Annotated in this window: 15 protein-coding genes; 10 read left to right on the forward strand and 5 right to left on the reverse strand. The window is 65.6% G+C overall.

Translation table 11 applies throughout. The annotated features are described in order from the left end of the window. Window positions 1-113 precede the first annotated feature (113 nt). From FHS03_RS09010 to FHS03_RS09030, 5 genes are read left to right on the forward strand one after another with little or no spacing between them, the layout of a single operon-like run. A complete protein-coding gene (locus tag FHS03_RS09010; RefSeq protein WP_183440667.1) occupies window positions 114-770 on the forward strand; it encodes a hypothetical protein in 657 nt (218 codons plus the stop codon). Further along, window positions 767-1,468, forward strand: a complete 702-nt coding sequence (locus tag FHS03_RS09015) for an ABC transporter ATP-binding protein (RefSeq protein WP_229426128.1) — start codon at window positions 767-769, stop codon at window positions 1,466-1,468. Before FHS03_RS09010 ends, FHS03_RS09015 begins: the two co-directional genes overlap by 4 nt. Further along, on the forward strand, window positions 1,458-2,690 hold the full coding sequence (locus FHS03_RS09020) for an ABC transporter permease (RefSeq protein WP_183440668.1): 1,233 nt from the start codon (window positions 1,458-1,460) through the stop codon (window positions 2,688-2,690). The genes FHS03_RS09015 and FHS03_RS09020 overlap by 11 nt, the downstream gene beginning before the upstream one ends. Then, complete coding sequence (locus FHS03_RS09025; protein WP_183440669.1) at window positions 2,683-3,423, forward strand: outer membrane lipoprotein-sorting protein; 741 nt, start codon at window positions 2,683-2,685, stop codon at window positions 3,421-3,423. The genes FHS03_RS09020 and FHS03_RS09025 overlap by 8 nt, the downstream gene beginning before the upstream one ends. After that, the gene (locus tag FHS03_RS09030) at window positions 3,420-4,469 is read left to right on the forward strand and encodes a hypothetical protein (RefSeq protein ID WP_183440670.1); all 1,050 of its coding nucleotides are present in this window, start codon (window positions 3,420-3,422) and stop codon (window positions 4,467-4,469) included. The genes FHS03_RS09025 and FHS03_RS09030 overlap by 4 nt, the downstream gene beginning before the upstream one ends. A 17-nt stretch (window positions 4,470-4,486) precedes the next feature. Here FHS03_RS09030 and FHS03_RS09035 read toward each other — a convergent pair whose 3' ends face one another. From FHS03_RS09035 to FHS03_RS09055, 5 genes are all read right to left on the reverse strand, one after another. Then, the gene (locus tag FHS03_RS09035; RefSeq protein WP_183440671.1) at window positions 4,487-5,272 is read right to left on the reverse strand and encodes a LytR/AlgR family response regulator transcription factor; all 786 of its coding nucleotides are present in this window, start codon (window positions 5,270-5,272) and stop codon (window positions 4,487-4,489) included. Between the two features lie 10 nt (window positions 5,273-5,282). Continuing rightward, window positions 5,283-6,371: a sensor histidine kinase gene (locus FHS03_RS09040; RefSeq protein WP_183440672.1), complete on the reverse strand. Its 1,089-nt coding sequence runs from the start codon at window positions 6,369-6,371 to the stop codon at window positions 5,283-5,285. 157 nt (window positions 6,372-6,528) lie between these two features. Next, window positions 6,529-7,845, reverse strand: a complete 1,317-nt coding sequence (locus FHS03_RS09045; RefSeq protein ID WP_183440673.1) for a M56 family metallopeptidase — start codon at window positions 7,843-7,845, stop codon at window positions 6,529-6,531. Continuing rightward, a complete protein-coding gene (locus FHS03_RS09050; protein WP_221208087.1) occupies window positions 7,842-8,216 on the reverse strand; it encodes a BlaI/MecI/CopY family transcriptional regulator in 375 nt (124 codons plus the stop codon). The genes FHS03_RS09045 and FHS03_RS09050 overlap by 4 nt, the downstream gene beginning before the upstream one ends. A 75-nt stretch (window positions 8,217-8,291) precedes the next feature. Continuing rightward, window positions 8,292-8,915 carry a TetR/AcrR family transcriptional regulator gene (locus FHS03_RS09055; RefSeq protein WP_183440674.1) on the reverse strand — a complete coding sequence of 208 codons (624 nt, stop codon included), beginning with the start codon at window positions 8,913-8,915 and terminating at the stop codon, window positions 8,292-8,294. Window positions 8,916-9,156: 241 nt separating this feature from the next. Here FHS03_RS09055 and FHS03_RS09060 point away from each other — a divergent pair, with 241 nt between their 5' ends. From FHS03_RS09060 to FHS03_RS09080, 5 genes are read left to right on the forward strand one after another with little or no spacing between them, the layout of a single operon-like run. Beyond that, window positions 9,157-10,947, forward strand: coding sequence for an ABC transporter ATP-binding protein (locus FHS03_RS09060; protein WP_183440675.1), 1,791 nt, complete (start codon window positions 9,157-9,159; stop codon window positions 10,945-10,947). Next, window positions 10,941-12,809 carry an ABC transporter ATP-binding protein gene (locus FHS03_RS09065; protein WP_183440676.1) on the forward strand — a complete coding sequence of 623 codons (1,869 nt, stop codon included), beginning with the start codon at window positions 10,941-10,943 and terminating at the stop codon, window positions 12,807-12,809. The genes FHS03_RS09060 and FHS03_RS09065 overlap by 7 nt, the downstream gene beginning before the upstream one ends. Next, entirely contained in the window at window positions 12,809-13,759 is a 951-nt protein-coding gene (locus FHS03_RS09070; RefSeq protein ID WP_183440677.1) for an ABC transporter permease, read from the forward strand. The genes FHS03_RS09065 and FHS03_RS09070 overlap by 1 nt, the downstream gene beginning before the upstream one ends. Further along, the gene (locus FHS03_RS09075; RefSeq protein ID WP_183440678.1) at window positions 13,756-14,706 is read left to right on the forward strand and encodes an iron chelate uptake ABC transporter family permease subunit; all 951 of its coding nucleotides are present in this window, start codon (window positions 13,756-13,758) and stop codon (window positions 14,704-14,706) included. The genes FHS03_RS09070 and FHS03_RS09075 overlap by 4 nt, the downstream gene beginning before the upstream one ends. Continuing rightward, entirely contained in the window at window positions 14,703-15,464 is a 762-nt protein-coding gene (locus tag FHS03_RS09080; RefSeq protein WP_183440679.1) for an iron ABC transporter ATP-binding protein, read from the forward strand. Before FHS03_RS09075 ends, FHS03_RS09080 begins: the two co-directional genes overlap by 4 nt. The last annotated feature ends 4 nt before the right edge of the window (window positions 15,465-15,468 follow it).

A 15,468-nucleotide genomic window follows, 5' to 3' on the forward strand; every position in this document is an offset into this window, starting at 1 on the left:
TCCCATCCTTGTTTCGCCGCCCAATAAACCTGTTTCGTCGCATCCGCGTGGATGCCGGCTCCGGCCATCGATAGTCTTGCCACATCGATCAGCCAACCACAAGGAGCTTGGTAATGGAATATACCCTGAAAACCCTCGTCGCCACCATGCTGGCAGCAGCTGCCATCTCCGCCGGCGCCGCACCGCAGGAAGTGGCACCGGACGGCTTCGCCCAGGCGCGCCAACAGTTCAAGGCTGCCGCAGGAGGCGACAGCAAGGCGAGTGATGCGGCCATCGCTGCCTTCTCCGCGCTGGCTGCCGCCAATCCATCCCATCCGCTGCTAGCCGCCTACGAAGGGGCCGCCACCGCCATGAAGGGCCGCGATGCCATGATGCCCTGGGATAAGCTGAAGTACGCCGAAAAAGGCGCCAACGCCATCGAAAAAGCGCTGGCCCAGCTCACGCCCGAACATGACGAAGCGCTATTCAACGGCACGCCCGAAAGCATCGAAATCCGCCTGGTGGCCGCCAACACCCTGCTCTCCCTGCCCGGCTTCATGAACCGTGGCGCGGGCGGCAAGCGCGCCGTACAGGCGGCCATCGACTCCAAGGTTTTCGGCCAGGCTTCGCCCCAAGTACGCGCCAGCCTGTTGAATGCCGCAGCCAGCATCGCCGCCAATGAAAAGCGCGGCGCCGACGAAATCGCCTACCTGCGCCAGTTGGCGGCCATCACGCCGGCCGGCAAATACAGCACCGCCGCCGAGGCGCGCCTGAAGGAGCTGGGCCAATGATGCGCGACGCCGAACCGCTGCTGTCGCTGCGCGATGTCAGCAAGTCCTTCACTCTGGGCAGCAACACCATCCAGGCGCTGAAAGACGTGGACCTGGCTGTAGTGCGCGGCGAAATCGCTGCCATCACCGGTCCATCCGGCAGCGGCAAGAGCACCCTGCTGAACCTGTGCGGCCTGCTCGACCATCCGGACAGCGGTGAACTGCTGTTCGATGGTCAGCCCCTGTGCTCGGCCAACGAGGCGCAGAAAACGGCCCTGCGCCGTCAGGCCATCGGCTTTGTGTTCCAAAGCTTTAACCTGGTGCCGGTGATGAGCGCCCGCGACAATGTGGAGTTTCCACTCTTCCTGCTGGGCGTGCAGGCGGCCGAGGCGCGCCGGCGCGTCGGCGAGGCGCTGCAACGCGTGGGACTGGAGCGCTTCGGCGGCCACCGCCCCGACCAATTATCGGGCGGCCAGCGCCAGCGAGTTGCCATCGCCCGCGCCATCGTCAAGCGTCCCAAGCTGGTGATCGCCGATGAACCGACCGCCAATCTGGATGCGCTCAACGCGGCCCAGATCGTGGCCCTGATGCAGGAGCTGGCGCATGAACACGGCACCACCTTCCTGGTCGCCACGCATGATGAGCGCATGCTGCCCCACTGCGATCGCGCCTTGGTGCTGCAGGACGGCGTGCTGGCGGGAGGCGCTCATGCTCACTAAATTCCAGTGGCTGTCCATGGCCTTGAAGAACGCCATGCGCAACCGCCGCCGCTCGCTGGTGACGCTGGCCATCACGGCCACCGGCACCGCGGCAGCCTTGCTGGGCGGCGGCTTCGCCCTCTACACCTACCAGTCGCTGGCCGAGGCCAGTGCGCGCGATACCGGCCACCTGATCGTCGCCATGCCGGCCCATTTTGACGGCAGCGAAGACGTTCCGCTGCAGTACGGCCTGCAAAACCCGGCAGCCCTGACCCAGCGCCTACTTGCGGAACCGGCGGTGCAGCGCGTGCTGCCCCGGCTGCAGTTCTCCGGCCTGGTCAGCAATGGCGACAAGACCGAAATCTTCCTCGGCACCGGCGTCGACGCCACCCAGGAGTTTCTGGTGAAAGGTCCATTCATGACGCGCATCTCGGGCGAACTGCTGGACGGCCATCCGGCCGCCAAAGGTCCCGGCATTGTGCTCGGCAAAGGTTTGGCGAAGGTCTTGAATGCGCAGCCGGGCAGCGTGCTGACCATCATGTCCACCACCGTGGGCGGCAGCCTCAATGCGCTCGACGTGACGGTGGCGGGCATCGTCAGCAGCGGCATCACCGATATCGACAAGCGCCTGGCCATGGTCGACCTGGGCACAGCCCAGACCCTGCTCGATACGCGCAAGGTCAGTTCGCTCAGCGTCTACCTGGACGAGATCGAGGCCAGCGATGCCACTGCGGCCATCTTGCGCGCGAAACTCGGCGCCGGCCTGGCGGTGCGCACCTGGCTCAATCAGGCCCAGTTCTACCAAAGCGTGAAGAATCTGTATAACCGCATCTTCGGTTTCCTCGGCGTGATCGTGCTGGTCATCGTCCTGCTCTCGGTCACCAACACACTGGCCATGGCCGTGCTGGAACGCACCCGCGAAATCGGCACCTTGCGCGCCATGGGCGCCACGCCGCGCGAAGTGATGCGCGTCTTCACGCTGGAAGGCATGCTGCTCGGCAGCGTCGGCGCCGTGCTGGGCATGGCCCTGGCGGGCGGCTTGGCCGTCGCCCTGCTCTTCCTCGGCGTACAGATGCCGCCGCCACCGGGCCGCACGGGCGGCTATCCGCTGGTGGTGACGGTGTCGCCGGCCATGTACCTGGGCGCTGCCACCGCTGTCGCCCTCCTCTCCGCCCTGGCCTCGCTGCTGGTCAGCCGCAAGGCCTCCAATCAAACCGTTGTGGAGGCGCTCGCCCATGTCTAAGACGATTCCATCGGCCGCCCTGGCCCTGTTGCTTGCGCTAAGCGGCGCGGCCAGTGCAGCCAGCATCGAGACTATCTTGAAGAAGGCCGACGCCTTCCGCCTGCCCGCCGCGTCGCTGCAGGTGGAAACCCAGGTGCAGACCTTCAAGGACGGCAAGGAAACCAAGGAAAAGCGCTACCAGGTGCTGATACGTCCGGGCGGCAAATCGCTGGTGCTGTTCCGCTCCCCCGGCGAGACGGGACAGAAGGTGCTGATGTCGGGCGACGATTTCTGGATGTACCTGCCCGGCAGCGCCCGCCCCTTCCGCATCACGCCACTGCAAAAGCTGCTGGGCGATGCCTCCACCGGCGATATCGCCAACATGACCTGGTCGGACGACTACGACGGCAGCGTGGCGCGCGAGGTGGAGGCGGACGGCGTCGCCTGCCTGGAACTGGAACTGGCGGCGCGGCGTAAATCGCTGAGCTACCAGCGCATCGTGCTGCTGGTGGCGAAGAGCGATTTCCGGCCGGTGCATGCCGACCTGTATGCCACCTCCAACCGCAAGATCAAGCAGGCCCATTTCAAGCTGGGCACCATCGACGGCCAGCCGCGCGTCACGCAAATGGTGCTGATCGACGAGGTGCAAACCAACCGCGAAACGCGGGTGACCACACTCGACACCAAGACGCGCAGCTTCGGCGATGAGCTGTTCAATCCGATGTACCTGAGCCGCAGCGACGTTCAGCCATGAGGCTTGCCGGCACCCCGCGCCTAGCCGTGACGGCCTGCTTGCTGCTGCCCGCTGCCGCTCTGGCCGAGAACAGCATCGCCGGTACGCTGCGCACGCAGCTGGAAGCGCGCAGCGCGCGGCCCGGCAATCCACTCGGGATGGAGGATGAGAACCGTATCGTGCATACCGGCGAGCTGCGCTGGCAGTTCGACGCCCCGGCGCAGAACGCGCTGCGCGGCCTGTTCAGCATGCGCGATGCGAGCGGCGAACGCGGCGCCCTGCGCATCAATGAACTGACGCTGGAAAGGCCGTTCGCTGGCGGCTTTTTGACGGCGGGCAAGAAGGTCATGAGCTGGGATGTGGGTTATGCCTTCCGTCCCCTCGACGTGATACAGCAGGAGGACCGGCGCGCCATCGACGCCCCTGCCCTCGACGGCGTTCCCATGCTGGCCTGGGAAGCTTTCGACGCCGAGCGCGCCATCACCGTGGTGCTGAGCAATCCGGGCCATGGCCGCGCCCTCCAGCCGCGCGACGATGGCGCGCTGGCCGTGCGCCTCTACCGCCAGCGCGGCAAACGCGATGAATACGCGGTGTTGCGCCTGTCGCGCCGCAATGGCGTGGAGGCGGGACTGTCCTTCTCCCATGTGCTGAACGAGGGCGTCGAGCTGCATGGCTCGGCCTTGTGGCAGCAGCGCCATGACACCTGGCTGACGCCGCGCGGCCAAGCGCCGCGCTGGCAGCCGTCGGATAGTGGCGGCAAGGCGCTGGCTGGTTTTACCTGGACCACCGAGCGCAAATATTCCCTGCTTGGCGAGGCATGGCTGGACCGCACGGCGGCGCCAGGCCAGCAACGCAATATGCTGCTGCGGCTCGCGCACAGCGGGGGCGAACTGGAAGTGGCGGGCGACGTGCTGTGGCAACCGCAGAATGACAGCCGTATCGCCAGCGTGGCGGCTGGCTGGCGGCACGGCCGCTGGCAACTCAACGCCAGCTGGCGCCATTACGGCGGCGTTGCCGGCACGCTGGTGCGCAGCCTGGGCGTGTTCAGCGCCCAACTGGGATTCTGATCGCTACCGGGGCGGAATCACATCTGGCGGAACAGGTGGGCATAGAGAGGGCTGACGCGCAGCTTCTCCTCGCGGTTGCGCAGGTTCAGCGTCAGCTTGCCGCTTTCATCGCGCACCGAGCTGGCTACGCAAGCCGAGTTGACGATGGTGCCGCGATGGACCTGCCAGAACTGCTGGCTGTCGAGCTGGGGCAGCAGTTCCTTCAGACTGGTGCGGATCAGCGCCTCGCCATCGGCCGTAACCACGTTCACATACTTGTCCAGCGCCTCGAAAAACACCACCTCATTGATCGGAATCAGACGCACCTGGTTGCCGACGGCGGCACGGATCAAACTCAAACGCTCGGCCGCCGGCGCGACTGGTGCGGCGGTCAGCGCGCGCAACTGGGCCAGCAGCTCGTCCATGCCGCCGCTGGCCGGCTTCGCCTGCAAGCGCTGGCGCAGCCGCGCCACGGTGCGCGCCAAACGCTCGTCGCCGATCGGCTTCAAAACGTAATCGGCGGCTTCGCGCTCGAAGGCTTGCAGCGCGTATTCATCGTAGGCCGTGACGAAGACGATTTGCGGGAAAGGCTTGACGTCGTCCCAATGCTCGCTCAATTCCTCGGCCGCCTCCAGGCCGCTCTTGCCGGGCATCTTGATATCGAGGAACAGCACATCGGGACGCAAGGCCAATGCCTGTTCCAGCGCGGCCACTCCATTCGGGCAGGTCGCCACGACCTCCAGTTCGGGCCACAGGCGTTGCAAAGCCTGGGCCAGGGTTGCCGCCAAAATCGGCTCGTCTTCTGCAATCAGTGCTGTCGTCATCTTGGTTCGATCAAATGGCATGGATGGGAAGAAGAATGCGTGCAAGCGCGCCAGCCGGCGCGGCGGCCTCCAGCGTCAGCGAGGCGGCATTGCCATATAGGGCTTGCAGGCGTTCGCGCGTGTTCGACAGTCCCACATTGGTGCCGCTCTTGCCGGGACCGGCGCCGGGGCCAAGGCCGCTATCGGCCACGCTCAACTCCAGGCACCCGTCCCGCATGCGGGCGCTGACGGCGATATGGCCGCCCTCGATCTTCGGCTCCAGGCCGTGGGCAATGGCATTTTCCACCAGCGGCTGCAGCAGCATGGGCGGCACCTGTGTTGTCTGCAATTCAGCGGGCAGCTCGAAGGCATAGCTCAAGCGCTCGCCCATGCGCACCGACATCAGGCCGAGGTAGGCGTCCATCAGCGCGAATTCCTGTTCCAGCGTGGTGCTTTGCGCGCGCGAGGACAGCAAGGTGGCGCGCAAATAGCGTATCAGCTGATCCAGCATCTGCTGCGCGCGCGCCGGATCGATGGCGATCAGGCCTTGCAGATTGGCCAGGGTGTTGAACAGCATATGCGGCTCGATCTGCGCCTGCAGCAGCTGCAATTGCGCTTGCAAAGCCTGGCGCTCGACCGCTTCGGCACGCGCCTTTTCCAGCGCCGCTTCGGCGCGCGCCTGCGCCAGGCGGTCGCGGTGGGAGAAGAAGAGCGAAACCGCAACGGTGGTCAGCAAGGTGAACACCAGACCGCCGGCCAGGCCCGAGTTGACGGTGTAGTGCATATTGATCTTCAGGCCGAGCAGCAGGCCGGCCAGGCGCGAACCCAGGAATTGCCCGACGGGGACGGCGCACACCAGCAGCAGGATAAATTTTGGCAGGCTGGGACGCTGGCCGTCGCCCCAGGTCAGCAGGCGCACGCAATCGACCAAGGCGAAGATGCTCAGACCAATGCAGTTGGAGATTAACAGGTTGTAGAAGAAATCGCTGCTCTGGCCGAAGGTGTATGTGATCAGCACCGCGCAGGCCAGGTTGAAGAGCACGACGTAGAAGCCATCGATAAGAAAGCGCCGTAGGCGGCTGCGGCCTGGCTTGGCGGGGATGGCGGTGGTGCTGTTCATGGGACAACTCGCTGCGGTTCGGAAGCCGCATTGTTGCTTGAGCTTGCCGGTCTGGCAACCCCGTTGCGACGAAACCGGGCAAATCGGGTGCGAAACTGTCGTAAGGAGAACTCAAACCGGCGCCCTCATCCAAGCTGCGCCGGTTGCCCTCCCAGGCTTACTGCACCGCCGGCATGCGCGTCACCAGCACCGACAGGCGGAAATTGGCTTCGGCGTCCGCGCCCCGGTATTCGATGGCGCCCGGCTGTCCAACCTTGACCGTGATGGCGGGCTGCGCCACCACCGCGCCACGGCAGCGGACGATACCGCTCAGCCTTGCCGTCTCAGCGCTGGCAAAGGATACGCTCCACTCCGACTCGCAAGGCTCCTTGTCCGCGCCCGGTGCGATACGAAAACCGCTGTCGTGTGCGCCGATGCCAAGGCCGGCCATGCGGAAGGAGCGTTCAACGCCAGTGCCCAGACTGTACTTCGCCTCCAGTTGATAAATCTTCTCCTCCTTGCTCTCATCCTTGGCGGCGGGAACCGCCACGGCAGCGGACGTGGCGGCAGGCGGCGGCGCGATGGCGGCGGCGCCTGCCCAGGCGCTGTAGCAGGCTGGCAGGGCCAGCGCCGCCAGCAGGCAACGGGCGCCGACACGGCTGAAACGATGCGGTACGTTTTGGTTCATGCTCATGAGACGTCCTTTCAAGGGATGCTGGGATTGCCAATTGCAGCCCAGCGGCAAGCCGTTTGCCGCCAGCTGCGTTTTCAAAATGGCTTGCGCATAGCTGCGCCGCGCCTGGGGGTGTCGATGCAATACCGCGTGATCGCAGGCCAGCTCCTGATCGAAACGGAAGCGCGCTGCGGCCAGATGCATCAATGGGTGAAACCAAAAAATCGTCTGCAGCACGCCGCATAGAGCGTTCGCATATAGGTCGCCGCGCTGGCGATGCATATCCTCATGCAGCAGAATCAGTTGCTGCTCTTGCGCCGTATAGCGCTGAGCGAAGTCCGCTGGCAGCACGATGCGCGGATGCAGCAAGCCTATCAGCGCCGGTCCCGCCGTGCTGCTGCAGGCCAGATAGACGCCCGCCTGTGCCGTTGGCCGCAAACGCCCCAGGCTGCGCGTAAAGCGTGCCTGTTGCCAGCACAACAGCGCAGCCATGGCCAGCACGCCGCCCAGCCAAAGCCCAAGCAGCCAGACAGATGCCCCGCCCATCTCCGGCGCGGCGCTTGCTGCATGGTGGATCAACTGCACCGCATGCGCGGCGACACTGCCGGCATCGATCATCGGCACCGGTCCGATCGCCATACCACCGGCTGAATGCGGCAACAGGCAAGCCAGCAAGAGCAACGGCACCAGTCCCCAACTGACATAGGCCAGCGGCGCACCGCCCTGGCGACGCAGCAAGGGACGCAGGACGAATACCAGCAGCAGCGCCGCGCTCAAAGCCAGCGTCAGTGTGAGCAGGATATGCAGGGCCGCCGCCATCATGGCTCCATCTCATCGATCAGGCGCTTCAGTTCCGCGATATCTTTGCTGGAAAGCTTGCGGTGCTTGCTGAAGTGCGCGACCAGGGGCGCCACGCGGCCATCGAACAGGCGCTCCAGCATGCCGGTGCTTTCTGAGAGCTGCCATGCTTCCTGCTGCAGCACCGGTGCGTACAGGTAGCGCCGCCCTTCCTGCTCGGCGCGGATGGCGCCTTTCTTCAGCAGGCGGCTAAGCAGGGTCTTGATGGTCGATTCCTGCCAATCCTGGCGACCCAGCAACTCAGCGACGATTTCCTCCGCCGTCAAAGGGTGGCGCTGCCACAGCACCTTCATGACGACCGATTCGGCTTCGCTGATGGCGATCTTCTCTTTCATGGCGATCATCTACAGTTGTAATCGATGGAAGAATGATTACAGACGTAATCATTGTTGTCAAATTGTTTTATGAATTTAGAAAGCCGAAGAAGCGTCCTGCGCCAGCAGAACCAACGCACCGACGATCAGCGCACGCATGCCTTGAGTGAATTCCGCCTCCATCTCAGTCTCTTCGGCGGCGCGGTCTGCCGCCATCACGGGTTCGCGGCCGGCCACCGAATACATGGTGTCGGCCACGGCGATGCCGTGGAAGGCCACGGTTGCCAGCAGCCAGCGCGCCTGTTCCTTGGACACGCCGTAGGCTGCGGCGATATGGTTCTGGTGCTCGTCGATCTTGTCCAGCATAGGCTGGGTGGCGGCCACGCGGCGGATCACATATGGCGTCAGCCCAGGGTGGGCCTTGACGAACGCTCGAACCGACTCGGTGAAGGCGATCAGGTAATCCTTCAAATCGCAGCGTTCCGCCGCGCTGGCGCGGGGGATCTGCCAGCGGCTGAAGATCTCTTCGGCCACCAGATGCTTGAGCGCCTCCAGGCTGGCCACATGCTTGTAGAGCGCCATATGGCTGACCCCAAGTGCGGCGGCGACACCGACGAAGGTGATATTGGGCAGGCCGATCGCGATGCCCGCGTCGACGATGCGTTCGCGGGTGATGGTGCGCGGGCGGCCGCGCGCCGGCGGCTGTTGTGGCGAATTCATGCTGGTTCCTTGATCGGTGGCGACGGCGGGCGGACAGCGTCCGTCTTGTTCATTCACTTTAATTAGTTTAGTATGATGAAACTAAATCGTGTTGCATTTTTTGAGGCGCGATCTTAACACCCGCTTGTGCCCCGTACTCAGACGATGTCATGGTCGTTCGGCAAGGTAAAATGTTTCTTATTTTGTAAATGATTCTCATTATGATTCGTCTTTCCATTCCTCAAATAAGGGGCATACCATCATGAGCGCTCATGACACGGCTTCGGCCAAATCCAAGGAACCCGGTCCGATCCGCCGGGTATTGCAGCCCATTCACGGGCGTTTGATCGCTGCCGCCCTCCTGGCAGCGCTGGGCAGCATGCTCGCGCTGGCGCCGCTGGCCGGCATCGCCCATATCGCGACCAGCCTGCTGGCCGACAGCGGCAAGGCCGCGCAGCCCAGCATCTGGCCAACCGTCATCGCCAGCGTGGCGAGCATGCTGTTGGGCATGGCCCTGCTCTCCGCCGGCGAGTTGCTGGCCCATATGGCCGACGGCCACCTCAACCACCATCTGCGGCGGGCCGCAGCCCAACGCCTGGCCCAGGTGCCATTGGGCTGGTTCACCGAGCGCGCCTCGGGCGAGGTCAAACAGGCGATGCAGGACGATATCGCCACGCTGCACAGCCTGACCGCGCACTTCTACACGGCGGTGGGGCGGGCGGCGGGCGCCATCCTGATCTCGGCCATCTACCTGTTCGCCCTCGATTGGCGCATGGCCATCGCCGCCCTGCTGCCCTTCCCCGGCTTCTTCCTGTTCCTGCAACGGGCCATGAAAGCCAGCGGCGCGAATATGCAGGAATTTGTCGGCCGCCTCGGACGCTTGAACAGCGCAACGGTCGAATTCGTAAACGGCATCCCCGTGGTCAAGGCCTTTGGCGCCAGCGGCCAGGCGCATGAAGGCTACCGCGCGGCGGTGGATGGATTCGCCCAGTCCTTCGTCGATTTCACGCGCCCGCTGGTGGCGGCCATGGCCCATGCCCACGCCCTGGTTGCGCCGGTGACGGTGCTGGGCGTGGTGCTGGCTTTCGGCGCGCTGTTCACGCATCTGGGCTGGGTCGCCCCGGTCGAGGTGCTGCCGTTTGTCCTGGTGGCGCCAGGCATCTGCGCGCCCGTGCTGTTGCTGCACACGCTGCTGCATGATCTGCAGGGCGCCACGGGTGCCGCCCAGCGCGTACTGGCCCTGCTGGAAACACCGGTGCTGGCAGGACCACCGCCCGGCCAGCAGGCGCTGCCCCAGGGGCAGGAAGTGCGTTTCGAGAATGTGGCTTATGCCTACGGCGCGGACCAGCAAGCGCTGAAGGACATCAGCTTTACCCTCGCCCCCGGCACAGTGACGGCCATCGTCGGTCCTTCCGGCGCCGGCAAGTCGACGCTGGCGCGCCTGCTGCTGCGTTTCTTCGATCCCAGCGAAGGCCGCATCACGCTCGGCGGCGCGGACTTGCGCCAGATCGAGAGCACGCAGCTCTACCGGCGCATCGGCTTCGTGCTGCAGGAAGTGCGCCTGATCCATGCCAGCGTGCGCGACAACATCGCCCTCGGCCGTCCCGCCGCCAGCCAGCAGGAGATCGAAGCGGCGGCGCGCGCCGCCAATATCCACGAACGCATCCTGGCCCTGCCGCGCGGCTACGACTCGGTGGTGGGCGAAGATGCCGAACTGTCCGGCGGCGAGCGCCAGCGCGTGAGCATCGCCCGCGCCGTGCTGCTCGATCCGCCGATTCTGGTGCTCGACGAAGCCACGGCCGCCGCCGACGCGGGCAACGAGGCGGCGATCCAGGACGCCCTGTCGCGCTTCGCCCAGGGACGTACCCTGCTGGTAATCGCGCACCGGCTGGACACGGTGATGCAGGCCGACCGCATTCTCGTGCTGGATGGCGGCGCCATCGTCGAACAAGGCAGCCATGCGCAACTGCTGGCGCAGCAAGGCCGCTACGCGCGGCTGTGGACCCAAGGCGGCTACACGACATCGACTGAGCTGGAGGGCGCATCATGCTGAAAACCTTTATGCAATTGCTGGACAAGGACGTGGCCATCCTGCGCCGCTACCTCTGGCTGGCGGTCAGCTATGGCCTGCTGTGCGGCCTGACCATCACCACCCTGGCGCCCGCGCTGGGGCTTCTGCTTGCAGGCGACGCAGCCGGGGCCATGCCCTGGCTGGCCGCCCTGCTGACCGGCACGGCCATCTGCTGGGCCTGGCGGCGCCAGGTGGAGCGGGTCGGCATCCGCGTCGGCGTCGCCGTGCTGCAGGGCGGACGCCATCGCCTGGGCGAGCACGTCGCGCGCCTGCCGGTGGGCTGGTTCACCGCGCAGAACACGGCCCGCCTTGGCCACATCGTCACCCAGGGCATGATGTCCGTGGCCCAACTGCCCGCCCACGTCTTCACGCCTGTGATCTGCGGCGTGGTCACGCCCCTGGTCATGGTGGCGGCGCTGTTCGCGCTGCACTGGCCGCTGGGATTGATCGCATTGGCCGCCCTGCCCTTGCTGGCCGGCGTCTTCCTGCTGACGGGACGGATCGCCCGCCGCGCCGATGAAACCTACCACGCCCACTTTGCCGACGCCAGCCAGCGCATGGTGGAATTCGCCCAGGCGCAGTCGGTGCTGCGCGCCTTCAATGGCGAGGGGGGCGGCACGCGCTTCCTCGAACAAGCCGTCGAGCGCCAGCGCCAATCGGCCGCGCGTCTGATCTGGCAATCGGCGCTGGCGGCGGTCTGCAATGTCTGGGCCGTGCAAGCCGTGTTTGCGGCCCTGCTGATCGCCGCCACGCTGTGGATGAACCAGAATCTGGGCGGCACCCTGGCCGGCGCGGAGATGATCGGCGCCATCGTCGCGCTGCTGCTGGTGGGACGCTTCATCGATCCGCTGCTGGAGGTGGCCGGCTATGCCGAGGTGCTGCGCGGCGCGCGCGGCCAGCTCGAAGCGATCGAAGAAATCTACGCCGGCCAGGCGCTGCCGGAAACCGCCGCGCCGCAAGCGCCGCGCGATGCCTCGGTCGAATTGCGCGATGTGCACTTCCGCTACGCGCCGGACGCGCCGCAAGTGCTGTGCGGCGCCAGTCTGCATATCGCGCCAGGCAGCATGACGGCACTGATCGGCGCATCGGGTTCGGGCAAGACCACCCTGGTGCGCCTGATCGCGCGCTTCTTCGACGTCAGCCAGGGCAGCGTGCTGGTGGGCGGCGTCGACGTGCGGCAGATGTCCCACGCCCAATTGGCAGGACAGCTCAGCCAGATTTTCCAGGACAATTACCTGTTCGCGGGCAGCATTGCCGACAATATCCGCGTCGGCAAGCCCGATGCCAGCGATGACGAGATCATGGCAGCAGCGCGCCAGGCTGGCGTGGCCGAGATCATCGAACGCCTGCCGCAAGGCATGGCGACCCTGGTGGGCGAAGGCGGCGCGCGCCTCTCGGGCGGCGAACGCCAGCGCATCGCCATCGCCCGTGCCCTGGTCAAGGACGCGCCCATCCTGCTGGTGGACGAAGCCACCGCCGCGCTCGACGCGGAAAACCAGGCCGCCATCGCCGACACCCTGGCGCGGCTGCGCGGCCAGCGCACCCTGATCGTGATCGCCCACCAGCTCTCCACCGTCGCCATGGCCGACCAGATCGTGGTGCTTGATGAAGGCCGGGTCGTGGAACAAGGCACACCGGCGCAACTGCGCGCCAGTCAAGGCCTTTACGCGCAATTCCTGGCTCAGCGCCAAGCCGCCAAAGGCTGGCGCATCGCGGCCGCGCCAGTAACTGCCGTGGCGGCAAGCGCGGCGAAAACGGCCATGGCGGCGGCAACGCCAGTGGCGATGGCCGCGACTGAGGCGCCAGCAACGACGGCAGCTGCGACGGACGAGGCAAACTGCTGATGCCGATTCGCTTGTTTGGTCTGTTCATCGTGCTGTGCGGCGCCTCGCTGCTGGTCGGCGCCCGGCAACTGGCGTGGCCGCAGCTGATTTCGCTGTCGGGCGACGCCTGGCTGACGCTGACGGCCAGCCGCCTGCCGCGCCTGGCGGCGCTGGTGCTGACTGGCATCGGCCTCTCCGTCTGCGGCGTGATCCTGCAGCATATCGTACGCAATAAATTCGTCGAGCCGGGCACCTCGGGCGGCCTGGATGCGGCCAAGCTCGGCATCCTGGTTTCGCTCACGGCGCTACCGCCCGCCATGGCCAGCAGCACGCTGGGCCGCATGCTGTTCGCCCTGGTCTTCTGTTTCGCGGCCAGCCTGCTGTATATCGCCCTGATCCGCCGCATCCGTTTCCGCAACACGGTACTGGTGCCGGTGATCGGTCTGATGTACGGCAGCGTGCTCAGCGCCGCTGCCGAGTTTTACGCCTACCGCCAAGGCATGCTGCAAAGTATGCAGGGCTGGCTGCTGGGCGACTTCTCCAAGATTGTCGAAGGTCACTATGAACTCATCTACCTCGTGCTGCCCATCGTCGCGCTGACCTATTTGTATGCCCAGCGCTTCACCGTGCTCGGCATGGGCGAAGACATGGCCACCAGCCTGGGACTGAGCTACGCCGCCACCATGACGCTGGGCCTGCTGCTGGTGTCCGTGACGGTGGCCGCCACCGTCATCACCGTGGGCGCGATTCCCTTTGTCGGCCTGGTCGTTCCCCATCTGGTGGCACGGCGCTACGGCGAGAACCTGGGCCGCACCCTGCCCCTGATCGCCCTCTCCGGCGCGGCCCTGCTGCTGGTCTGCGATATCGCGGGCCGCCTGCTGCTCTACCCATTCGAAGTGCCGATCGGCTTGACGGCGGGCGGCGTGGGCGGCGTGCTGTTCTTCGTACTGCTGCTGCGGGGTGGTCGATGAGGCGCGCTATCCCTTTGTGGGCGGTGTGGCTGGCCGCCGCCGCGCTCGCCGCCGTTTTCATCTTCGCGGGCGCGGGGCTGGACTTCGATTACACCATTCCCAAGCGCCTGCTGCGGCTGGCGGCCATCGTCATTGGCGGCGTCTGTGTCGCCCTGTCCGCGATTGCCTTCCAGACCCTGGCCGGCAACCGCATCCTGACACCGGCGATCATGGGGTACGAGGCGGTCTACCTGCTGTGGCAAGCGCTCTTGCTTCTGCTGCTCGGCGCGCAGGGACAGGCGCTGCTCGGCGTGGGCGGCAACTTCCTGGTTTCCATTGTCTTAATGCTGGTCTACTCCTGGGGTTTGCACCGTTGGCTGCTGCGCGGCAGCGGCGGCGACCTGTATCGCCCGCTGCTGCTAGGCCTGGTGCTGACGATGGTGATCGACAGCTTCACCCAATTCGTCCAGCTGCGCATTGCGCCCGGCGAGTTCGCCGTGTTCCAGGGCTTGAGCTACGCCTCCTTCAACCGGGCGCGGCCCGAGTCCCTCCTGGTGGCGGCGCTGGCCTTGGCCGCCGTCTGCGTCGCCGCCCGCAAGACCCTGCCGGTGCTCGACGTGCTGGCACTGGGCCGTGAGCAGGCCATTTCACTGGGCGTGGACCATGCGCACCATACGCGGCGCTACCTGGCCCTGATCGCCATCCTGGTCGCGGTGTCCACCAGCCTGATCGGTCCGACGGCCTTCATGGGCATTTTTGTCGCCAACACCGCTTATGCGCTGGCGGGCAACGGAAGGCATTGCAGCACCTTGGCCCTGGGCTGCGCGGTCGCCATCGGCATCTTCATCGCCGCACAGCTCCTGGTCGAGCACCTGTTCAACTACAAGACCACCGTCAGCATCCTGGTCAACCTGGTCTGCGGCGCCTACTTCCTGGCGCTCACGGTACGCAAACGAAGCAGCACATGATTACCATCCGAAATCTGCACAAGGCTTACGGCGCCAAGACCGTTCTCTCGGATATCAACGTTCACTTCCCTGCGGGACGTATCAGTTCGCTGATCGGTCCCAACGGCGCGGGCAAATCGACCCTGCTGATGGCCATGGCGCGCCTGCTGGAACCGAGCGCCGGCGACATCCTGATCAAGGGCCGCAGCGCACTAGAGATCCGCACCGCCGACTATGCGCGCCAGGTGGCGACACTGCGCCAGTCGCCCGGTTTCAACCTGCGCCTGACGGTGGAAGAGCTGGTCGCATTCGGCCGCTTTCCGCACAGCCGCGGCACGCTCAAGGCCGACGACCGCCGCGCCATCGACGATGCTATCGGCTTCCTGGCGCTGGAGCCGCTGCGCCACGCCTATCTCGACGAATTGAGCGGCGGCCAGCGCCAAATGGCCTTCCTGGCCATGACCATCGCCCAGGAAACCGAGGTGTTGCTGCTGGACGAGCCGCTCAACAACCTCGACATGAAGCACACGGTGCAGATCATGCGCGCCCTGCGCCGCCTGTGCGACGAGCAGGGGCGCACCGTGATCCTGGTCATCCACGACATCAACTTCGCCGCCAACTATTCCGACCACATCGTGGCGCTGAAAGGTGGCGCGATCCGCTTCAGCGGCCCGGCGCACGAAGTCGTGACCGAGGAGCGGTTGCGCGAACTGTATGAACTGGACTTCGAAATCGTGCGCAGCGAACGCGGCTGCGTGTGCAACTACTTCAACCCATAGGAAA

It is taken from the genome of Pseudoduganella violacea (assembly GCF_014191875.1).
GTDB lineage: Bacteria > Pseudomonadota > Gammaproteobacteria > Burkholderiales > Burkholderiaceae_D > Rugamonas > Rugamonas violacea_A.